The sequence below is a fragment of the Nonomuraea ceibae genome (assembly GCF_019396325.1).
Classification (GTDB): domain Bacteria; phylum Actinomycetota; class Actinomycetes; order Streptosporangiales; family Streptosporangiaceae; genus Nonomuraea; species Nonomuraea ceibae.
In genome coordinates this window covers 38868-58204 of the sequence record NZ_JAHKRO010000031.1, presented here as the reverse complement: position 1 = coordinate 58204, position 19337 = coordinate 38868, and the positions used below count along the sequence as shown (strand labels likewise).

Annotated in this window: 21 protein-coding genes; 11 read left to right on the top strand and 10 right to left on the bottom strand. The window is 72.5% G+C overall.

Going from position 1 to position 19337, the window contains the following annotated elements; genetic code table 11:
* Positions 1–2: 2 nt before the first annotated feature.
* Positions 3–839, top strand: coding sequence for a trypsin-like serine peptidase (locus KME80_RS20905; protein ID WP_219507552.1), 837 nt, complete (start codon positions 3–5; stop codon positions 837–839).
* On the opposite strand, the gene KME80_RS20900 is transcribed toward KME80_RS20905, so the two are convergent.
* From KME80_RS20900 to KME80_RS20890, 3 genes are read right to left on the bottom strand one after another with little or no spacing between them, the layout of a single operon-like run.
* The gene (locus KME80_RS20900; RefSeq protein WP_219507551.1) at positions 826–1710 is read right to left on the bottom strand and encodes a Gfo/Idh/MocA family protein; all 885 of its coding nucleotides are present in this window, start codon (positions 1708–1710) and stop codon (positions 826–828) included. The two genes, KME80_RS20905 and KME80_RS20900, sit on opposite strands and share 14 nt — an antisense overlap.
* Complete coding sequence (locus tag KME80_RS20895; protein ID WP_219507549.1) at positions 1707–2618, bottom strand: NAD-dependent epimerase/dehydratase family protein; 912 nt, start codon at positions 2616–2618, stop codon at positions 1707–1709. The genes KME80_RS20900 and KME80_RS20895 overlap by 4 nt, the downstream gene beginning before the upstream one ends.
* A gap of 2 nt (positions 2619–2620) precedes the next feature.
* Positions 2621–2971 (bottom strand): YrdB family protein, encoded by a 351-nt coding sequence (locus KME80_RS20890; RefSeq protein WP_219507548.1) that lies wholly within the window; start codon positions 2969–2971, stop codon positions 2621–2623.
* A 110-nt stretch (positions 2972–3081) separates the two neighbouring features.
* Here KME80_RS20890 and KME80_RS20885 point away from each other — a divergent pair, with 110 nt between their 5' ends.
* A complete protein-coding gene (locus KME80_RS20885; protein WP_219507547.1) occupies positions 3082–3777 on the top strand; it encodes a TetR/AcrR family transcriptional regulator in 696 nt (231 codons plus the stop codon).
* Here KME80_RS20885 and KME80_RS20880 read toward each other — a convergent pair.
* The 3 genes from KME80_RS20880 to KME80_RS20870 are packed head-to-tail and all read right to left on the bottom strand — an operon-like array spanning position 3749 to position 8062.
* Positions 3749–4354 (bottom strand): TetR/AcrR family transcriptional regulator, encoded by a 606-nt coding sequence (locus KME80_RS20880; RefSeq protein WP_308125857.1) that lies wholly within the window; start codon positions 4352–4354, stop codon positions 3749–3751. The genes KME80_RS20885 and KME80_RS20880 overlap by 29 nt on opposite strands.
* A gap of 13 nt (positions 4355–4367) precedes the next feature.
* Positions 4368–6692, bottom strand: a complete 2325-nt coding sequence (locus KME80_RS20875) for a PEP/pyruvate-binding domain-containing protein (protein WP_219507545.1) — start codon at positions 6690–6692, stop codon at positions 4368–4370.
* Complete coding sequence (locus tag KME80_RS20870) at positions 6689–8062, bottom strand: MFS transporter (RefSeq protein WP_308125856.1); 1374 nt, start codon at positions 8060–8062, stop codon at positions 6689–6691. The genes KME80_RS20875 and KME80_RS20870 overlap by 4 nt, the downstream gene beginning before the upstream one ends.
* Positions 8063–8195: 133 nt before the next feature.
* On the opposite strand from KME80_RS20870, the gene KME80_RS20865 reads away from it, so the two are divergent.
* The 6 genes from KME80_RS20865 to KME80_RS20840 are packed head-to-tail and all read left to right on the top strand — an operon-like array spanning position 8196 to position 11791.
* Positions 8196–8702, top strand: a complete 507-nt coding sequence (locus KME80_RS20865) for a MauE/DoxX family redox-associated membrane protein (protein ID WP_219507544.1) — start codon at positions 8196–8198, stop codon at positions 8700–8702.
* Positions 8702–9193 carry a TlpA disulfide reductase family protein gene (locus KME80_RS20860; protein WP_219507543.1) on the top strand — a complete coding sequence of 164 codons (492 nt, stop codon included), beginning with the start codon at positions 8702–8704 and terminating at the stop codon, positions 9191–9193. Before KME80_RS20865 ends, KME80_RS20860 begins: the two co-directional genes overlap by 1 nt.
* On the top strand, positions 9190–11004 hold the full coding sequence (locus KME80_RS20855) for an ABC transporter ATP-binding protein (protein ID WP_219507542.1): 1815 nt from the start codon (positions 9190–9192) through the stop codon (positions 11002–11004). Before KME80_RS20860 ends, KME80_RS20855 begins: the two co-directional genes overlap by 4 nt.
* Positions 11001–11417 (top strand): signal peptidase I, encoded by a 417-nt coding sequence (lepB, locus tag KME80_RS20850; RefSeq protein WP_219507541.1) that lies wholly within the window; start codon positions 11001–11003, stop codon positions 11415–11417. The genes KME80_RS20855 and lepB overlap by 4 nt, the downstream gene beginning before the upstream one ends.
* Before the next feature lie 19 nt (positions 11418–11436).
* On the top strand, positions 11437–11580 hold the full coding sequence (locus tag KME80_RS20845; protein WP_219507539.1) for a hypothetical protein: 144 nt from the start codon (positions 11437–11439) through the stop codon (positions 11578–11580).
* Positions 11581–11617: 37 nt separating this feature from the next.
* A complete protein-coding gene (locus KME80_RS20840) occupies positions 11618–11791 on the top strand; it encodes a hypothetical protein (protein ID WP_219507538.1) in 174 nt (57 codons plus the stop codon).
* Between the two features lie 50 nt (positions 11792–11841).
* Here KME80_RS20840 and KME80_RS20835 read toward each other — a convergent pair whose 3' ends face one another.
* Together KME80_RS20835 and KME80_RS20830 are read right to left on the bottom strand one after the other, a co-directional pair.
* Entirely contained in the window at positions 11842–12585 is a 744-nt protein-coding gene (locus KME80_RS20835; RefSeq protein ID WP_219507536.1) for an AfsR/SARP family transcriptional regulator, read from the bottom strand.
* A 159-nt stretch (positions 12586–12744) separates the two neighbouring features.
* Positions 12745–13590, bottom strand: a complete 846-nt coding sequence (locus KME80_RS20830) for an SDR family oxidoreductase (RefSeq protein WP_219507535.1) — start codon at positions 13588–13590, stop codon at positions 12745–12747.
* Positions 13591–13808: 218 nt separating this feature from the next.
* Here KME80_RS20830 and KME80_RS20825 point away from each other — a divergent pair, with 218 nt between their 5' ends.
* From KME80_RS20825 to KME80_RS20815, 3 genes are read left to right on the top strand one after another with little or no spacing between them, the layout of a single operon-like run.
* Entirely contained in the window at positions 13809–14051 is a 243-nt protein-coding gene (locus tag KME80_RS20825; protein ID WP_219507534.1) for a hypothetical protein, read from the top strand.
* The gene (locus KME80_RS20820) at positions 14048–16246 is read left to right on the top strand and encodes a hypothetical protein (protein ID WP_219507533.1); all 2199 of its coding nucleotides are present in this window, start codon (positions 14048–14050) and stop codon (positions 16244–16246) included. The genes KME80_RS20825 and KME80_RS20820 overlap by 4 nt, the downstream gene beginning before the upstream one ends.
* On the top strand, positions 16243–16914 hold the full coding sequence (locus tag KME80_RS20815) for a hypothetical protein (RefSeq protein ID WP_219507532.1): 672 nt from the start codon (positions 16243–16245) through the stop codon (positions 16912–16914). The genes KME80_RS20820 and KME80_RS20815 overlap by 4 nt, the downstream gene beginning before the upstream one ends.
* Here the strand turns inward: KME80_RS20815 and leuA are convergent.
* Both leuA and KME80_RS20805 read right to left on the bottom strand, forming a co-directional pair.
* A complete protein-coding gene (leuA, locus tag KME80_RS20810; RefSeq protein ID WP_219507531.1) occupies positions 16895–18601 on the bottom strand; it encodes a 2-isopropylmalate synthase in 1707 nt (568 codons plus the stop codon). The genes KME80_RS20815 and leuA overlap by 20 nt on opposite strands.
* Positions 18602–18783: 182 nt before the next feature.
* Positions 18784–19314, bottom strand: a complete 531-nt coding sequence (locus KME80_RS20805) for a hypothetical protein (protein ID WP_219507530.1) — start codon at positions 19312–19314, stop codon at positions 18784–18786.
* Positions 19315–19337: the final 23 nt, after the last annotated feature.

The window sequence follows — 19337 nt, the reverse complement described above, 5'->3', positions numbered from 1 at the left end:
GGGTGCTCAGGTTGGTGCTTACTCTGGCCCTGCTCGACCCCACCGTCGCCGCTGACGTCTCCCAGCGCAGCATCCCGGTGCGCAAGGTGCTCACCCCGGGGGGTGACCGTCTCGGCTTCGCCCCCGTGCCGCGCCCGTACACCGGAGCGCGGCGGCTGACGGGGGTGCTGGTGGGGCGGGATCCCGTCACGGGCACCCACCTGATGTGCGGCGGATCGGTGATCGGCAGCCGGAGCCGGAGCCTGGTGCTGACGGCGGCGCACTGCCTGTACAACCAGGGCAGGCCGCTCAAGCAGCTCGCGTTCCTGCCGGGCTACGACCGGGGCAGCCCGCCGCTGGGCGTGTGGCCGGCGGTGCGCACCTGGGTGCCGGCCCGCTACCGGGACCGGCCGTACTCGCCCAAGCTGCTCCCGTACGACGTGGGGATCGTCGGGGTGGCGACGGTGGAGCAGCAGGCGCTGGAGGAGGTCACCGGGCCGGGCCTGCGCCCGTTGCCGACCAGCAGGGGCAGCTCGCTGCGGGGGCTGGAGCTGCTCGGCTATCCGGCGGGCAAGCGGTATCCGGGGACCCGGATGTACCACTGCCTGGGCGACGCGGTGGAGGGCACGTCCGAGGGTCCGGCTCGGGGGCCGGGCGTGCTCGTGACGCGCAACTGCCACGCGGCGGCGGGCGGCAGCGGCGGCCCGGCGCTGCACGGCGGCGCGATCGCGGGCGTGGTGTCGTCCTCCAGCCCGCTGCGCGACCGCAAGGGGTTCACCGTGCTCACCCGGCTCGGCGACAGGTCGTTCACCCGGATGCTGGCCGAGGCCGACGAGGCGATGCTGCTCAGGAAGCGGTGACGATCTCCTCGCACAGGGCGTGGGTGACGAGCGCGTCGTCGGCGGAGAGGACGCGGCCGTCGCGGACGGCGGCCAGGAACTCCAGCGTGACCTGCTCGATGCCGCGCTGCCGGGCGACCGGCACCCAGTCGGGCCGCCGGGTGCGGATCTCGCCGCCGGCGTAGTCGGTCACGGCGCCGAGGTTGTCCACCCGGCGCTTGACGCCCGCCCCCATGACCTCGCAGCTCTCCTCGCCGGCGCCGCTCACCCGGTTCATCACGCCGATGGCGGTGAAGCCGTCGCCGGTCAGCTCCAGCACGACGTGCTCCAGCAGGCCGTCGCGCACGCGGGTGCGGGCGGTGGTGCCGGTGACCGGGCCGGGGGCCAGGAACCTGAGCGTGTCGACGACGTGGATGAAGTCGTCGAAGATCGCCCGCCGGACGGCGTCGGGGTGGTTCTCCCGGTTCTTCTGCATCAGCACCAGGTGCCGGGGCAGCTCGGCCAGCCCCGTGTAGCCGGGGGCGTGACGCCGGTTGAAGCCGGTCATCAGCGACCGTCCCTCGGCCCGCGCCAGCGCGGCCAGCCGCTCACAGTCGGCCAGGTTGTCGGCGATCGGCTTGTCCACGTAGACGTGCACCCCGGCGGTGAGCAGCGGCTCGACCAGCTCCGGGTGGGCGGCGGTGGCGGCGTGCACGAACGCCGCGTCGACCCCCGCCTTGATCACCTCGTCGACGGAGGTGGACCGGTCGGCGATCCGGTAGGCGTCGCCGAGCCGGTCCAGCTTCGCGCTGTCGCGGGTGCACAGGTGGAGGTCGAGGCCGGGCTGCGCGGCCAGCACCGGGAGGTAGGCCTTCGCCGCGATGTCGCCCAGGCCGATCATGGCAATCTTCACGCCTCGAGCGTAGCCTTCAGCGCCTCGTCCAGGGGCGTGGGCGCGACGCCGAACGTCCGCTGGAAGGCCGAGGAGTCGAGCTCGTACGGGGCGGTGAACTGGTAGCGGGTGTGCCGGAGCTCGCCGATCATGGGCGAGAACAGCCCGGTCAGGCGCACCAGCGGCCACGGCAGCGTGGTCATCCTGGGCTCGGGCAGGCCGAGCAGCGCGGCCATGCGCCGGCCGATCTGGCGGAAGCTCTGCGGCTCGGCGGTCGGCACGTGCCACGGCCGGCCCCAGGCGCGCTCGTCGCCGCCCGCGACGATCAGCGCGTCGGCCACGTCGGGCAGGTACGTCCAGCTGTGCGGGATGTCGGCCGGGAAGACCAGCTGGACGGTCCGGCCCGCCCGCAGCGCCGGCAGGAAGCGCTCGCCCAGGTAGGACTGGTCGGTCGCGCCGGGGCCGAAGTAGTCGGAGGCGCGCACCTCGGTCGCCCGGATCCGGCCCGCCCGGTGCGCGGCCAGCGCGTCGGCCCACATCGTGGCCCGCACCCGCGCCTTGGGGCTGGTGGAGGCGAGCGGCAGGTCCTCGGTCATCGGACCGGTGACGGGACCGTACGGGTAGAGGTTGCCCAGCATGACGTACGCGGCGCCGGTCGCCTCGGCGGCGGCCAGGAACGAGGCGGCCATCGGCGGCCAGTCGGTGAGCCAGCGGTGATACTGCGGGTTCACGCAGTTGTAGAGGACGTCCGCGCCCCGGGTGGCCTCGATGAGGCGGGCGCTGTCGGCGACGTCGGCCGCGACCTTGACGGCTCCGGCCGGGCCGCGGCCCGAGCGGGTCACCACGGTGACCTCGTGTCCCTGGGCGAGGAGCTTGCCGGCCAGGTGCGTGCCGACCTGGCCGGAGCCCACCACGACGTGCTTTCCCATGATCAGACCTGCTTCCAGACGATGCGGAGGACCGCGTTGACGACGAAGAGGGCGGCGAAGACGGCGGCCGCGCGGGCCTGGCCCGCCGCGTACAGGGCCAGGGCGCCGCCGCCGAACCAGAGGATCTCCAGGACGACCCGGCCGGCGCCGGTGAGCGGGAAGGTGGCGTTGGCGCCGCCCCCCGCGCCGAACAGCGCCCAGGCGGTGATGAACAGCGCCGGCGCGCCGAGCCCGGCGACCACCTTGACGACCCAGTGCGCGTGGAGCGTGAAGCCCCAGTAGCCGGCGGAGGCGATCACGCCGAGCTCCAGCAGGAACATCAGGACCATGTTGGCGCCCTTGGCGATCATCATTACCTCCGGTGACTGGCGTTCGCTTACGAGAGCAATGCTCTCTCAAGAGAGCGACAGTCGTCAAGAGCAGTGCTCTCGTTTTTTCTCGGTGCTCTGCTAACGTGGCGGACATGACAGCGAGCCGTACTGCCAGAGAACGTGTCAGAGCCGAGCTCACCAGGGAGATCGCCGACATCGCCCGCCGACAGCTCGCCACCGAGGGCGCGGGCGGGTTGTCGCTGCGCGCGGTGGCGCGCGAGATGGGCATGGTGTCGTCGGCCGTCTACCGCTACTTTCCCAGCCGCGACGACCTGCTGACCACCTTGATCATCGACGGCTACAACGCCCTCGGCGAGGCGGTCGAGCAGGCCGACGCCGCCTGCCCGGACGACGACTACGCGGGCCGCTGGCTGGCCGCCTGCCACGCGGTGCGCACCTGGGCGCTGGCGCACCCCCACGAGTACGCGCTGCTCTACGGCTCGCCGGTGCCCGGCTACCAGGCTCCGCAGGACACGGTCGCCGCCCGCGTGCGCGACGTGGCGGTGCTCGGCCGGATCGTCTCGCAGGCCCAGGCGGCCGGCGCCGTCGACCCGCCCGCCCTGGCGCCCGCTCCCCCGGCGCCGCTGCGCGAGGACGCCGAACGGGTGCGCGAGCTCATGCCGGGCGTGCCCGACGACGTGGTGTTCCGCTGCCTGGCGGCGTGGACGGGCCTCTACGGATGGGTCAGCTTCGAGCTGTTCGGCCAGTTCACGAACACGATCGAGGACCGGCACACGGCCTTCGACCACGCGATGCGGGTCATGGGCGGGGCGATCGGCCTGCGGTAAGCAGCGGGACGACGACCTCGTCCACGATGTCGATCAGGAGCTGGTCGGGGATGGGCGGCCCCTGGAAGAGGAAGTGGTGCCGCAGCAGCGCCTGACCGGCGTCCAGGCGGCGCGGCGTGACGTCGGCCGGATCGACCTCGCCGCGCTCGGCCGCCCGCCGGACGATCTCGGCGAGGATCTTGCGGCCGGTGCCCTGCGAGGCCGCCCGGAACGCCGCGGCGCTCGACTCGTCCCGCAGCGCCTCGCTCAGCAGCCCGCGCATGGCCTCACCGGCCGGCCCCGACAGCGCCGCCGCCATCCGGCGCAGCGTCGCCAGCAGGTCCTCGCGCAGGCTGCCGGTGTCGGGCACGTCGGCCGCGTCGGGCAGCGAGTGGTAGACGGCCTCCATGACCAGGGCGACCCTGGTCGGCCAGCGGCGGTAGAGCGACGCCTTGCTGGCCCTGGCCCGCTCGGCGACCCGTTCCATGGTCAGCCGGGCGTAGCCGGACTCGGCGAGCTCGTCGAGCGTCGCCCGGTAGATGGCGGCGCTCAGCTCCTCGCCGCGGCGCCGGGGCAGCTTGCGGTGGTCGGTGACCATGTGAGCCATCCTGTCAGGCGTCCTGGGGGGCTGCCGCCGTGACGAGCCCGGCGTCGCCGTCGACCGTCACCAGACGGCCGTCGGCCAGGACCGTGGTGCCGTCGCCGGTGCCCATGACCGCGGGGATGCCGTACTCCCTGGCCACGATCGCGGCGTGCGAGGCGCTGCCGCCCGCGTCGACCACGACGGCGGCGGCCCGCTGGAACAGCGGCGTCCACGACGGGTTCGTGTAGGGGCAGACCAGCACGTCGCCGCCGTCGAGCTTGCCGAACTCCGACGGGTCGCGGATGACCTTGACCGGGCCGGTGGCGACGCCCGCGCCGGCGGGCGCGCCGACGGCCAGCGCGTCGCCGGTCGCGCGCACCGGGTAGATCGCCCTGGGGTCGATGAGCCGCACCCCGGCCAGCTCCTCCCGCCTGGCGGCGCGGGCGGTCACCGCCGACCGCAGCGCCCGCAGGTCCGCCGTGGCCGGGTCGCCGATCGCCTCCAGCTCCTCCAGCCGCAGGTGGAAGACGTCCTGCGGGTCGTCGAACAGCCTGCGGCCCAGCTCCAGCAGCGACCTGCGCAGGACCGGCAGCGGCATCGTGAAGTAGAAGTGGCTGTCTTCGCGGAAGGCGACCCCCGCGCGGGCGTCGCGCACCAGCCGGGCCAGCTTCGCCTTCGCTCGCGGCGACCGCAGCGAGGCCAGCAGCCGCCCGAGCGCGTCGCCGCCGGGCGGCTGCGGCGCGGGCGGCCCGGCGGCCAGCACCTTGACCAGGTCGAGCACGGTCTGCGGGGCGTCGGCCCAGGTCGGCGGCGTGACGAGGAGCGGGGTCGCGGTCTCGCGGTGGCCGTACTCGGCGAGGAACGCCCGGAACATCTCCTCGAACCGCGGCCCGTCCGGCCCCTCCGCCGCCAGCGCGGCCAGCGCGTCGTTGGCGTCGGAGGTGCGGGTGCGCGCCCCGGTGATCAGGTCGCCGAACAGCCTGCCCCTGCGGCGGAGCTTGAGCGCCAGCAGCAGCCGCACCAGCGCCCGGCCGGCCCCCGGCAGGTAGTCGATGCGCACGCCGGCGATGGGCTGGACGGCGTCGAGCGCCCGGCGCGGCACCCGGACGAGCTCGGACCAGGGCAGCGCGGCCAGGTCGAGCTCGTTCAGCTCCCGGGTCGCGCGCATGAACGCGGGCAGGCGCGGGTCCTCGGTCCAGCGCGCGGGATCGTACCGCCTGGCCTTGGCCAGGAACCGGAACGGGGTGCCGAGCAGGCGCGCGGTGGGACGCGGCCGGGGCGGCCTGAGCCGGTAGACGACGCCGTCGCGCTCCTCCAGGAACCCCTCGAAGGCGCCGCGCAGCCCGAAGTACGCGGTCACCCGCGCCATCAGCCCGGCCGGGCCGTACGGGGCCCAGGTCGTCATGTCGATCGGGTAGGGGCGCACGGGCACGTACTCCAGCAGGACCGCCAGGAGCTTGCGCTGCAGCGGGTTGAGCCGGCCCACGGGCGGCGGCGGCAGCGCGGTCATCGGGCGGGCCTGGACCAGGCTGATCCGGCCGCCCGCGTAGGTCCACTCCATGTCCTGCGGGCGGCCGAAGTGGGCGGCGACCCGGGTGCCGAGCGCGGCCAGCTCGCGCAGGGCGGCGGCGGGCAGCCGCTCGCCGGGCGTGCCGTCGCCGCGCTCGTGGACGACGCCGCCGCCCGCCGTGCCCCGGACGACCACCTCGCGGCGGCCCGGCCGGAAGTCCACCACCCGGCCGTCCGGGGTGAGCACGTAGTGGTCGGGGGTGACGAGCCCGGACACGACGGCCTCGCCCAGCCCGGCGCTCGCGTCGACCACGAGGTGGCCGCGCTCGCCGGTGACCGGGTCGGCGGAGAACATCACGCCCGCGGCCTCCGCCTCGACCATCCGCTGCACGACGACCGCGATGCGCACCTCGCCGTGGTCGATGCCGAGCCTGTCGCGGTAGGCGAGCGCCCGGTCCGTCCACAGCGAGCCCCAGCAGCGGCGTACGGCGTCGAGGAGCGCCTGCTCGCCGACCACGTTGAGGTAGGTGTCCTGCTGGCCGGCGAACGCGGCGCCCGGCAGGTCCTCGGCGGTGGCGCTGGACCGCACGGCCACCGGCCCGCCGCCCAGTTCCTCGTACGCCGCCGCGATCTCCCGGCGCAGCTCGGCCGGGACCTCGGCCCGCTCGACGTCGTCCCGGGCGGTCAGGCCCGAGGCGACCAGCGCGTAGGCGTCGGTGGTGACGACGAAGCCGTCGGGGACGGGGAACCCGCCCGCCGTCAGCTCGCCCAGGTTGGCCCCCTTGCCGCCTGCCGACGCCAGGTCGGCGCGGCCGAAGGACCGCAGGGGTGCGACGAGTCTCATGATCTCTCCTCGGCGTGCGCGGTGGTGCGTAGGGGGCGCGCGGGCAGCGCCAGCGCGAGCAGGAAGGCCAGCCCGAGCAGCGGCGCCATGGCGGCGAACACGGGCGGGACGGCGTCGGCGAAGGCCGCCCTGGCCGCGGCGGGCAGGTGCGACGGGTCGGACGCCCCGGGCACCTGGGCGGTGATCAGCGCGCCGACGAGCGCGACCCCGGCCGACGCGCCGATCTGGCGCAGGAACGTCACCGCCGACGTGGCCGTCCCGAGGTCGGCGTAGTCCACGGAGTTCTGCGCGGCCAGGACCATGACCTGCATGACCAGGCCGACGCCGAGCCCGATGACGAGCATCACGCCCGCCAGCGCCGCGGCCCGGTGGCCGGTGAGCGGCAGCGCGGCCAGCCCGGCTGCGGCCACCGCCGTCCCGGCGACGGGGTAGCCCTTGTAGCGGCCGGTCCTGGTGATCAGCCGGCCGGACCCGACGGTGGTGACCAGCACGCCGCCCATCAGCGCCGTCACCAGCAGCCCCGCCTGCGTCGCGCTGGTGCCCAGCGCGATCTGCAGGTAGGCGGGCATGTACGTGAGCGTGCCGAACAGGGCGAAGCCGACGAGCAGGCTGATCGCGACCGGCACGGCGAACGCCCGGTCCCGGAACAGCCGCAGCGGCAGGATCGGATCGGCGGCCCGGCGCGCGCTGACCAGCCAGGCCGCCGCCCCGGCCGCCGACACGGCCAGGAACCACGGGTTGCCGCTCTGCCCCAGCAGCACGACCCCGATGACGGCCACGGCCAGCGTGAGGGCCCCGGCGTAGTCGATGGGCGCGCGGGAGACCGGCCTGGGCAGCCGCAGCGCGGCCGTCAGCAGGGCGAAGGCCAGCACGCCCAGCGGGGGGTGGAGCGCGAAGATCCACCGCCAGCCGACCGTGTCGATGAAGAGCCCGCCGACCAGCGGCCCGCCGACCGCGGCCACGACGTACATGGCGCCGATCAGGCCCAGGTAGCGGCCTCGTTCGCGGGGGCTGACGATCTCGCCGATGATCGCCTGGGCGCCGATCATCAGCCCGCCGCCCCCGGCGCCCTGGATCGCCCGGAAGACGATGAACTGCGGCATCGTCGCGGCCAGCGAGCACAGCACCGCCCCGGTCACGAACACCACGATCGCCACCTGCATCGCCGGTTTGCGGCCGAACCGGTCGCCCAGCTTGCCGTACACGGGCATGACGACGGTGGCGGCGGCCAGGTAGGCGGTCACGACGGCGGGCATCTCGTCCAGCCCGCCGAGGCTCCCGGCGACGGCGGGCAGGGCGGGGGCCATGATCGTCTGGTCGAGCGCGCCGAGCAGCATCGCGAGCATCAGGCCCGCCAGCACGAGTGCCACGCCGATCCCTCCTTAGAGAACGAACCGTTCTCTATCGAGCATAGGCGTCACTCATAAGAAACGCAACGTTCACTAACGTGCCGTGCTACAGCCCCGCTACAGCGGCGCTACCGGCCGCGCGCACCTTGGTGGCGTGGCTTACGCACTCCTGTCCTGCCAGGTGCTGATCGGCGCCGTGTTCGCCGTGGCGGCCCTGACGAAGCTGCGCGATCCGGCGGCCTTCGCCGCGTCCGTGGCGGCGCTCCGGCTGGTGCCGAAGGGCGTCGCGTCCCTGGCGGCGGGGGCGGTGGCCGTGGCCGAGGCGTCGGTGGCCGCGCTGATGTTCCTGCCGCGCGCCGGGTTCGCCCTGGCCGCGGCCCTGCTGCTCGGGTTCTGCGCGGTGATCGTCAAGAGCCGCCGCTCGCGCGTGGAGTGCCGCTGCTTCGGCGCCGCCTCCGGGCCGCTGGGCCCCGCGCACCTGGTGCGCAACGGCCTGCTGCTCGCCGTCGCCGCGCTCGGCTGGGCCGCCGTGCCCGCCGTATCCGCCGTGCCCGCCGTGCATCCGGACGCGACGGCCGGCGGGCTCGCCGTGGCCGCCTTCGCCGGCGTGGCGGGCGCCGCGTTGCTGATCGTCCTTCCCGGAAACGTGAGGAGCGTCTGATGCAGTACCTGGTCGCCGCCGTCGTCCTGCTGGGCGTGCTGTCACTGCTCAACCTGGCGCTGACCGCCGGGCTCATCCGCCGCCTGCGCCAGTTCGACGCCCCCGCCGGCGGCGTCCCCGTCGGGCACCACGTCGGCGATTTCGCCGCCCAGGACACCGAGGGCCGGCCCGTCGCCCGCGAGCTGCTGACCGGGCCGACGCTCGTCGGCTTCTTCACCCCCGGCTGCGAACCGTGCGAGGACCTGCTGCCCCGGTTCGTGGCGCGAGCGGGCGCGCTGCCCCACGACTGCCTCGCCGTCGTACACGCGGTACGCGCCGAGGACGCGGAAGGCTATGCCGCCCGGCTCGCCGGCGCCGCCCGCGTCGTCGTCGAAGGCCCCGGCGGCCCCGTCCAGCGCGCCTTCCAGGTCGCCGCGTTCCCCGCGGTCTTCCTCGTCGGCGGCGACGGCACCGTGCTCGCCGGCGACCTCGACGCCATCCCGGTCGCATGACGGGCGACGAGATCCGGCTGACCGCGTCGGCGCGTGAGGCGGCCCGCATCGCCTGGAGCCGCGCCCGCCGCCCGGCCGCCGCGTACGTCCTGGTCATGCTCGCCGAGGCCGCGACGCCGGTCGCCGTGGCCTGGCTCACCAAGCTGGTGATCGACATCCTCACCGGGGCCTCCGGCCCGCTGACGGCCGCCCTCGCCGGCCTGGCCGCCGCCGGGACCGCCCTCGCCGTGCTGCCCCACCTGTCCCGCTACCTGGGCAACCAGATCGGCCGCGAGGTGGCGGCCGGCACGACCGAGCGCCTGTTCACCGCGACGGCGGGCTTCGCTGGGCTGCGCCGCTTCGAGGACCCGCGCGTCCTCGACGGGCTCCGCCTGGCCCAGGACGGCGCCTCCCAGGCGGGCGGCCTCGTCACCGGGGCGTTCGGCCTGGTCCGCTCCGCGCTCGTGCTGACGGGGTTCGTCGGCTCGCTGCTCGTCATCAGCCCCGCCATGACCGCGATCGTGACCGCCGTCGCCGTCCCCGCCCTCGTCGCCCAGCTCCGCCTGTCGCGGCGGCGCGCGGCCATGCTGTGGGAGATCGGCCCCGCCGAACGGCGGCAGTTCTTCTACGGCAGCCTGCTCAGCACGATCGAGGCAGCCAAGGAGATCCGGCTGTTCGGCAGCGGGCCGCTCCTGCGCGACCGGATGATGGCCGAGCTGCGCGCCTCCGACACGGCCAAGCGGCGGATGGACCGGCGCGAGCTCTCGGCCGAGGGCGCGCTCGCCCTGCTGTCGGCGCTGGCGGCGGGCGGCGGCCTGCTCTGGGCAGGGCACGCCGCGCTCGCCGGCCGGCTCAGCGCGGGCGACGTGACCATGTTCGTCGCCGCCGTCGCCGGCGTCCAGAACGCGCTCGGCACGCTCGTGTCCGGCATCGCCGGCACCCACCACGGCCTGCGCCTGCTCGGCCACTACGTGAGCGTGGTCCACGCCGGCCCCGACCTCGCCGTTCCGGCCGCGCCGCTCCCCCTGCCGCCTCTGCGGCGCGGCATCGAGCTGCGCGACGTGTGGTTCCGCTACAGCGACGAGCACCCGTGGATCCTGCGCGGCGTCTCCCTGTTCATCCCGTACGGCGCGTCCGTGGCACTCGTGGGCCGCAACGGCGCCGGCAAGAGCACGCTGGTCAAGCTGCTGTGCCGGTTCTACGACCCGAGCCGGGGCGCGATCCTCTGGGACGGCGCCGACCTGCGCGACGTACGGCCGGAGGAGCTGCGGCAGCGCATCAGCGGCGTCTTCCAGGACCACATGGCCTACGACTTCTCCGCCCGCGACAACATCGGCATCGGCGACCCCGCCGCCCTCGGCGACCTGGACCGCGTCCGCGCCGCCGCCCGCCGGGCCGGGGTGGACGAGCTGCTGTCCGGCCTGCCGCGCGGCTACGACACGCTGCTGACCCGGATGTTCCTCAGCGAGGAGGACCGGGAGGACTCCGCGACCGGCGTCGTCCTGTCCGGCGGCCAGTGGCAGCGGACCGCACTGGCCAGGGCCTTCTTCCGCGACGGACGGGACCTGATGATCCTCGACGAGCCGAGCTCCGGCCTCGACCCGGAGGCCGAGGCCGACGTGCACGCCCGCATGCGCCTGCACCGCGAGGGCCGCACCAGCCTGCTCATCTCCCACCGGCTCAACACGGTCCGCGACGCCGACCTGATCGTCGTCCTGGAGGACGGCGTGGTCACCGAGCGGGGCGGCCACGACGCGCTCATGGCCGCCGACGGCGCCTACGCCTGCCTGTTCCGCCTCCAGGCCGAGGGCTACCAGGCGGTGCCGCGATGATCATCGTGCTCGTGGCCGCCGCCGTCGCCCTCGCCTGGGTACGGCACGCGTACCGGATCGTGGTCGTCGACGGGATCAGCATGGCGCCCGCGCTGCTGCCGGGCGACCGCCTGCTCCTGCGCCGGACCCGCCTGGCCCGCCTGCGCCGCGGCCAGATCGCCGTCCTGCGCCACCCCGCCGAACCCGGCCACCTCGTCAAGCGCGTCGCCGCCCTGCCCGGAGACCCGGCCCCGCCGGGAGTGCCGTGCGGCGGGGCGGTGCCCGCGGGACACGTGGTGGTGCTGGGCGACAACTCCGAGGTCAGCCTCGACTCCCGGGACCTGGGACCGCTCCCGGGATCGAGCCTCCTCGGCGTCATGATCCGCCCGCTCCGGCCGGAGAGGAGGTCACTCCCGCAAGGCCCCCGAACCTGATCGAAAAGAAGGAAGAGAAATGAAGCTCATCGACCGCCTCATCCCCACCCTCAAGGCACGCGCCGCGGCCGACTGCGTCCTGATCTCCAAGAACTGCTACCCCGACGGCATGTGCTGCTACGTCTACAGGTGCGGCACCCGCTACGAGAAGGTCTGCGGCTAGCCCCGGCCGCGTTCGAAAGACTGAGGAGAACCCGATCATGAAGCTCATCAGCGCCGTCGCCGGCCTGCTCGTCCCGACCATCTCGGCGAAGGCCGCCGACACCTGCAAGCTCGTCAGCTCCTACTGCCGTGACGGCATGTGCTGCTACGTCTACCAGTGCCGCCGCTCCGACGGCAGCATCTACCACCGCAAGACCTGCATCCCGCAGTAGCGGCCTCAGGCCGGCGCCCCGGGGCCCGCGCGGCTCCGGGGCCGCCGCCGCTAGGGCTCGCGCCCGCTGAGGATGTCCTGGTGGAGCCGTTCCAGCTCGCCCGACGGATCGACGCCCAGCTCCTCCGCCAGCAGCGCGCGCACCCTCCGGTACGCGGCCAGCGCGTCGGCCCGGCGGCCGGACATCCACAGGGCCCGGACCAGCATCGCCCACACGTTCTCCCGGAACGGATGAGCCGCCACGAACCTCTCCAGCGCCGGCACGGCCTGCCGGTGCCTGCCGCAGCCGAGCTCGGCCTCCAGCCACAGCTCGCGGGCGTACCCGCGGGCATCCTCCAGCCGGTGCCGCTCCTGCCGGACGAGCTCCAGGTCCAGCTCCGGCAGCACCGGCCCGCGCCACATCTCCAGCGCCGAACGCAGCGTCCCGGCCGCGCCGGGAGCGTCCCCGCGTTCCATCGCCGCCCCGGCCGCCGCCACCGACCGCTGGAACACGCTCACGTCGAGCGCGTCCTCCGGCAGGCTCAGCACATAGCTCCGGCCCCGGGTGGCCAGCCGCAGCCCCGGCCCCGACAGCGGCGCCAGCGTCCGCCGCAGCCGGTAGACGTACGTGCGCAGACTCGTGCGCGCGGTGGGCGGCGGCGCGTCGCCCCACACCTCCGCGATCAGCCGGTCCGCGCCGACCGGGCGCCCCGCCCGCAACAGCAGCACGGCCAGGACGGCCCGCTGCTTCGCCGCGCCGATCTCGACGCACTCCCCAGGAAAGTCCAGCTCCAACGTACCGAGCACCTTGAACATGCCTGCCCTCCGCTCCCCGTGGGCCGCAGCGTACGGACGGGCGCTTTGCATCCTCTGTGATTCCGCTATGGACCTCCGCCGTCCCAGCATTGTGCGGAGCTGCACGGGCTTGCGCGGAGCTGTACAGGCTTCAGCGGAGCTGTACAGGCTTGTGCGGGGCTACAGGCGGCGGATCAGGTCGGCCAGGGCGGTGGCCGGGTGGCCGGTCAGCAGGGCGACGTCGCCGCTGACCCGGTCGAGCTCGCCGCGCGCGATCGCCGTGTACGTGGACACCCAGGCGTCCACCTGCCACGGCGGCGCCCCGTACGAGGCACGCGAGCGGTAGGCCTCCTCGACCGTCTCGGCGTGGTAGGTGATCTCGCGGTCGCCCGCCTCCGTCAGCACGGCCGCGACCTCGGCCAGGGTCAGCGCCTGCGGCCCCGTCAGGTCGTACGTCGCCCCCTCGTGCCGCCCCGGCCCGCACAGCACCGCCGCCGCGGCGTCGGCCACGTCGTCACGCGCCACCGCCGCCACCCGCCCGTCGCCCGCAGGTCCCCGGATCACCCCGTCGTCACCGGCCATCGCGGGCAGGAAGTCCGCGTACAGGTTGTCCCGCAGGAACGTGAACGCCATCCCGGACGCCCGGATGTGCTCCTCCGTCGCCCAGTGGTCGCGCGCCAGCGTGAACGCCGCCTCCGGCCCGGCCCCGCAGAAGGACGTGTAGACCAGATGCCGCACCCCCGCCTCCGCCGCCGCGTCCACGAACGCCCGATGCTCGGCCAGCCGGTCGGCCGCCTCCGTCGCCGACACCATCAGCACCACCTCGGCCCCGGCCACCGCGTGGTGCACGGCCTCCGCGTCGCCGTAGGACGCCTGCTCCACCACCGCTCCCGGCAGCCTCGGCACCCGGGCCGGGTCGCGCGCCACCAGCCGGAGCGCCACCCCCTCCTCGGCCAGCCTGCGCGCCACCCTGCCGCCCACATAACCGGTCACCCCGGTGACCGCGATCCTCGCGTCATGTCCCATGCGGTCAAGCGTGGCACACGAGATCACGGCGACCGGATTTCCCCCGCCCGAATTTCGTACCGCAAATCCACACAATTCCCGGCGAATATCGAACGCATTCATACTTTCGCTGACGTTCAACTTGTCTTGTCGTCGTGATCGTGATTACCGTCGGGGTGACGTGGAGGAACGCCGCCTCCTGATCTGGTTCTGTGCACGAGCCATACGAGGGGATCATCGTGGCTGACCTCGACCGCGAGGCGATGCGCGCGACGGCGGAGCGGATCCGGCGGCTGTCGGACGAACACTGGTGGGCGCTCGCCCCCGCCTGCCGCCTGATGGCCGACGACGCCTGGGTGGGCCCCACCGGCGACCGGTTCGGCGCCCAGCTCCACGCCGACCAGCGCGAGCTGTGGGCCATGCTCACCGAGGCCGTCCACAGCGCCGACCGCAAGCTCGCCGCGCTGCGGGACACCCCATGAGCGGCTTCACCGGGGTCAAACCGGCCCAGTTCGACGCCATGACCAGCGCCCACACCCAGGCCGCCCGCCGGCTGGAACAGCTCGCCCAGGCCCTCCACCGCGAGCTGCACGCCGCCGGCCTCGACACCACCCCCGCCACCCGCCTGCGCGACCTCGCCACCCGTGTCGCCACCCAGGCCGGCGACCTGCGCCGACGGCAGCGCCTCGTCCACGAACTCCAACGCCAGAAGGTCACCTTCGGCACCAGCACCCCCGCCGGCAGCTTCGTCGAGCTCCCCGACACCCTCGACGCCGCCCAGGCCCTGCTCGACGGCACCCTCGCCGCCCGCGCCGCCCGGCGTGCCGCCGACGGCGACACCCGCGCCCTCGCCGAACTGCGCGCGTACGCCTCCCGCACCGCCGACGCCGCGTTCGTCAAGACCTTCCTCGGCGTCCTGGGCGCCGAAGGCGTCACCCGCCTCCCCGGCTCCCTCGCCGCCCAGCTCCGCGACGCCCGCGACCGCCAGGCCACCACCCCCCTCACCACCACCGCCCCCCACGTCCTCAGCCTGCTCGCCACCGCCCTGGCCAAGGCCACCGACCCGCGCGACCCCGCGTACCTGGGCTCCACCTTCCTCAAGGACCTCACCCAGCAGGGCCGCGCCACCCACCGGACCGGCGACACCACCTACACCGGCTACCAGGCTCATGCCCTCATCTGGCGAGCCCACGACGGTCGGAGCCCGTTCTCCCGGGAGTTCATGACCGTCGTCGGCCGCGACGCCATCGCCTACGAACACGACCAGCGCAAAGCCCAATGGGCAGCCACCGGCGACGCGCTCGGCCGCCTCTTCGGCAGCACCCAGGTCCCCGTCCCCGACCTCGCCGGCACCCTCGGCCTCGGCACCCTCCTCCGCCCCGGCGCCCACGCCGGCGTCCCCGGCGCCAGAGGATCCTCCGCCGTCGTGGACGACCTCTTCCACGCCGCCAAGTCCAGCCGCGAAGCCGCCCACGCCCTCCTGGCCCACACCCCGCCCGGCTGGAAGGAGTCCACGCTGGACTACCTGCTGACGACGCGCTGGCGGGCCTCCCTCTACCTGAAGGACCACGCACCCTTCAACGACCTGCTGATCACCGCCACCACCGGCCAGGACCCCACCTCACGACACCTGGCCGCCGAACTGACCAAGATCCTGTCCGACGAGGTGCGGAGCGCCTTCGGCAAAGCGGACGACGGCAACCTCAAACTCGTCAACAGAGAACTGTTCGACCGCTACACGCCCCTGTCGTACCCCTTGGCCCGGGCCATCGCCGCGAACGTGGACGAACTGTCTCAGCTGTACCTGAACCGAGCCCATTTCGAGAGGGTCGCCCCCGAGGACATGTCCTACGCGCTGCTGCTGGCCACGTCGCACGACGCCGGGTTCGAAGCCCTGGTGAGAGCACAGACCGAACACATGCGCGCGGCCCTCGACACCGTCCCCCCGGTCGGCCTCGACGCCTCCAACGCCGAACGCTTCGGCTTCACACAGGCCGACGTCAAGCGCTTCGACCTCAACGGAACCGGACGCGTCGACAGGATAGACACGGCGAAGTTCTTGGAGGATCGCACCGTAGAGGAGGCAGCACTCTTCAGCCACATTGTGGAAACCCGTCGTCAAGGGCTAATTGCGCTGGGACTGGATGCCAAGAGAACTGACGACGCCCTGAAAGGCATGGTGCGCGACGCTATTGGACTACTTCCAGTTCCAGGCGCCAGACCGATCAGCCAGTTGGCCGCCGGAGCGTTCAATGAAACCATCACTAAGGGTTATGACAAGCTGGCTGGGGCGGGATTCGACGAAATCGCCAAATATACCGCACAACAAATGTCCCAACCCGGGCGAAGCTTGGATGATACATATAGCACGCTGGCCAACAATCGCCTTGCAGTGGAGAGATTGTCGGAGCAGATGCTCGCCACAGCCATGCTAAACAAGGGGATGTTCGACGAACTGTCTAGCGAGGGGCATATATTCAGCTCTGGGATACCACCAACAATCAAACCTTTTGCCGAAATGACCCCAAAGGAGTACAGCAAATTCCTTGAATGGGCTCGGGAAAAGGGTGAAAGCAGCAGCCTGCTCGACCGATGCAACGGCACCCTTCACAGGACAACCGGGGCGCTAGACTACCTAGGCCTGCAGAATAACTCCTCCCCGGAGGAGAAAAGTTGAGAAGCCCATACCTGTCAGCCATCCCGACAGCGATCATTTTGCTATTGCCGGCATGCTCTGCCGAAAAGAGCATGGTCGCCACACCGAACTCTGCCCGCCAGACGATCACCGACGCCCCACCGTACGTTTGCAAGCTTGTCCCCGAGCAGGCGTTTCGTGCGATCACCGGAACAGTCGGCCCCATTTCTGGAGAAACGGTCGGGAGCGAAGCAAGCGGCGAGTGCCGGACCCCAGACCCAATGCGCCCACCCCTTCAGGTGAACTGGCTACGCGCAGAGGGCAAGACGGGCCAGGAGCACATTGACTACGTGATGGATGGCAGGCTTAGCATTTATACTCGCCACAATGGCGTTACCATTCCCGCCGACCTCGGAAATGGCATGGTCGCCTACCTGACGAGTGGCCTCCTCGCCCAGCAGCCCTACCGGATAAGTGCGAAGTTTCGCTGTGGGGGCAAAGATCGCATGCTTGACATCTACCTGGCCAAAGTGGCCAAAGGCAGGGACGCGATCCAGGATCTTATCGTCCTCATGCGCATAGCCCAGTCCCGCTACGGCGAGCTGTACGACTGCACCCCCCAAGGAACCCAAGGGACCCAGGGAGCGCAGTCGCACAGCCCTCAAGCCACGGCCACCGCTACTCAGCAGCTCACCGGTAAGCCCGGTTGACGGCTGAGATGATGGCCTTCAGGGAGGCGGTGGTGGTGTTGGCGTCGATGCCGACGCCCCACAGCACCTGCCCATTGACCTCGCACTCCAGGTAGGAGGCGGCCTTGGCGTCGGTGCCGGCGCTCATGGCGTGTTCGACGTAGTCGAGGACGCGGGCCTGGATGCCGGCCTTGGCGATGGCGTCGATGAACGCGGAGATGGGCCCGTTGCCGGTGCCGGCGACCTCGCGGATCTCGCCGTCGATGCGGACGTCGGCGCTGATGCGGTCCTGGTCGTCGACGGTGGATTCGTGGCGGTGGGCCATGAGGCCGAGGCGGCCCCAGCGGTTGTGCGGCGTGGGCAGGTATTCGTCCTGGAAGATGCCGTACATGGCGGCGGGGCTGATTTCGCCGCCTTCGGCGTCGGTGCGGGACTGGACGACCTTGGAGAACTCGATCTGCAGCCGGCGCGGCAGGTCGAGCTGGTGGTCGGCCTTCATGATGTAGGCGACGCCGCCCTTGCCGGACTGGCTGTTGACGCGGATGACGGCTTCGTAGGTGCGGCCGATGTCCTTGGGGTCGATCGGCAGGTACGGGACGGCCCAGGTGTAGGAGTCGACCGGGATGCCGGCCGCGGCGGCGTCGGCTTCGAGGTGTTCGAAGCCCTTCTTGATGGCGTCCTGGTGGGAGCCGGAGAAGGCGGTGTAGACGAGCTCGCCGCCCCACGGGTGGCGCGGGTGGACGGGGAGCTGGTTGCAGTATTCGGTGACGCGGCGGATCTCGTCGATGTCACTGAAGTCGATCTCGGGGTCGATGCCCTGGGAGAACAGGTTCATGCCGAGGGTGACCAGGCAGACGTTGCCGGTGCGCTCGCCGTTGCCGAACAGGCAGCCTTCGATGCGGTCGGCGCCGGCCATGTAGCCGAGCTCGGCGGCGGCCACGGCGCTGCCTCGGTCGTTGTGCGGGTGCAGCGACAGGATGATCGAGTCGCGGTGCTTGAGGTGGCGGTGCATCCACTCGATCTGGTCGGCGTAGACGTTGGGGGTGGCCATCTCGACGGTGGCGGGCAGGTTGACGATGACCTTGCGGTCGGGGGTGGGCTGCCACACCTCGTTGACGGCGTCGCACACCTCGACGGCGTATTCGAGCTCGGTGCCGGTGAACGACTCGGGCGAGTACTGGAAGTAGACGTCGACGTCGGTGGCGTCGGCCAGCTTCTTGACCAGTTTGGCGCCTTCGACCGCGATGGCGGTGATGCCGTCCTTGTCCTGGCCGAACACGACGCGGCGCTGCAGCGTCGAGGTGGAGTTGTACAGGTGGACGATGGCCTGCCGGGCGCCCTGGATGGCCTCGAAGGTGCGCTCGATGAGCTCGGGCCTCGCCTGCGTCAGCACCTGGATGACGACGTCGTCCGGGATGCGGTCCTCGTCGATGATCTGGCGGACGAAGTCGTAGTCGGTCTGGGAGGCGGCCGGGAAGCCCACCTCGATCTCCTTGTAGCCCATCTTCACCAGCAGCTCGAACATCTGGAGCTTGCGGTGGGAGTCCATCGGGTCGATCAGCGCCTGGTTGCCGTCACGCAGGTCGACCGCGCACCAGCGCGGGGCCTTGGTGATGACCTGGTCGGGCCAGGTGCGGTCGGTCAGCCGGACAGGCTCGAAGGGTTGGTAGCGCTGGAACGGCATCGGGCTGGGTCGCTGGGCGGTCATGTCGGGTGCTCCTGTCGGTCGGGTCGAAGCGGCCGACGCGCATGACTGGCTCCGCGGCGAGGGAGCCGGCCTCAGTGGCCCCCGCCGCGGCAGCTAAGAAGGAGCCCGCGCAGCATGCCGTTCACGCTACCAGACGTCTCGCCGTGGACCGCCCCGGTTCTCACATGGTGAGAGCAGGCAGTTCAGCGCGGTGCCGGGATGAGGACGCTGAGGCAGGTGACGCAGCCTTCGAGCTTCTCAAACTCGGAGATGTCCACGGTCACCACGTCGCGCTCGGGCAGCAGCGCGCTGAGCTGGGCGATGCCCGCGTTGTTCGTCCGTCCGGAGCGGCCCGCGTACACGGTGGGCCCGGTCTGGAGCACGTCGCCGCCGTCGAGCGTGGCGGGCCGCGTGATCCTGACCGTGGTCAGGCCGAGGCCGCGTACGGCGCGTTCGACGGACTCGACCTCGGGCCGCCGTCCGGGCGCGCCCGGTCTGGTCAGTACGGCCAGCGTCCCGGCGACCACGACCGTGTCCTCCACGAACGGCGCGTCGGGCAGGTCGTCGGCGGGTTCGGCGTGCACGGGCCGCCAGCCGGCGGCGTCGAGCGCGGCCACGTACGCGGCGTGCTGGGCGGCGGCGCGCTCGGGGTCGACGGACTGGCGCTGGAGGTGGGTGACGATGCCCTCGGCGATGCGCGAACCAGGCTTTCTTACCAGCGCGATACCAGCCATAGGGCGTGTTCTATCACGCGATA

What these genes read in the sequence shown, in the direction of transcription:
- KME80_RS20880 (WP_308125857.1), bottom strand. Translation starts at nt 4,354, where the DNA reads ATGGTCACCGACCACCGCAAGCTGCCCCGGCGCCGCGGCGAGGAGCTG.
- lepB (WP_219507541.1), top strand. Translation starts at nt 11,001, where the DNA reads ATGATCATCGTGCTCGTGGCCGCCGCCGTCGCCCTCGCCTGGGTACGG.
- KME80_RS20885 (WP_219507547.1), top strand. Translation starts at nt 3,082, where the DNA reads ATGACAGCGAGCCGTACTGCCAGAGAACGTGTCAGAGCCGAGCTCACC.
- KME80_RS20835 (WP_219507536.1), bottom strand. Translation starts at nt 12,585, where the DNA reads ATGTTCAAGGTGCTCGGTACGTTGGAGCTGGACTTTCCTGGGGAGTGC.
- KME80_RS20895 (WP_219507549.1), bottom strand. Translation starts at nt 2,618, where the DNA reads ATGGGAAAGCACGTCGTGGTGGGCTCCGGCCAGGTCGGCACGCACCTG.
- KME80_RS20875 (WP_219507545.1), bottom strand. Translation starts at nt 6,692, where the DNA reads ATGAGACTCGTCGCACCCCTGCGGTCCTTCGGCCGCGCCGACCTGGCG.
- KME80_RS20820 (WP_219507533.1), top strand. Translation starts at nt 14,048, where the DNA reads ATGAGCGGCTTCACCGGGGTCAAACCGGCCCAGTTCGACGCCATGACC.
- leuA (WP_219507531.1), bottom strand. Translation starts at nt 18,601, where the DNA reads ATGACCGCCCAGCGACCCAGCCCGATGCCGTTCCAGCGCTACCAACCC.
- KME80_RS20830 (WP_219507535.1), bottom strand. Translation starts at nt 13,590, where the DNA reads ATGGGACATGACGCGAGGATCGCGGTCACCGGGGTGACCGGTTATGTG.
- KME80_RS20890 (WP_219507548.1), bottom strand. Translation starts at nt 2,971, where the DNA reads ATGATGATCGCCAAGGGCGCCAACATGGTCCTGATGTTCCTGCTGGAG.
- KME80_RS20805 (WP_219507530.1), bottom strand. Translation starts at nt 19,314, where the DNA reads ATGGCTGGTATCGCGCTGGTAAGAAAGCCTGGTTCGCGCATCGCCGAG.
- KME80_RS20840 (WP_219507538.1), top strand. Translation starts at nt 11,618, where the DNA reads ATGAAGCTCATCAGCGCCGTCGCCGGCCTGCTCGTCCCGACCATCTCG.
- KME80_RS20860 (WP_219507543.1), top strand. Translation starts at nt 8,702, where the DNA reads ATGCAGTACCTGGTCGCCGCCGTCGTCCTGCTGGGCGTGCTGTCACTG.
- KME80_RS20845 (WP_219507539.1), top strand. Translation starts at nt 11,437, where the DNA reads ATGAAGCTCATCGACCGCCTCATCCCCACCCTCAAGGCACGCGCCGCG.
- KME80_RS20855 (WP_219507542.1), top strand. Translation starts at nt 9,190, where the DNA reads ATGACGGGCGACGAGATCCGGCTGACCGCGTCGGCGCGTGAGGCGGCC.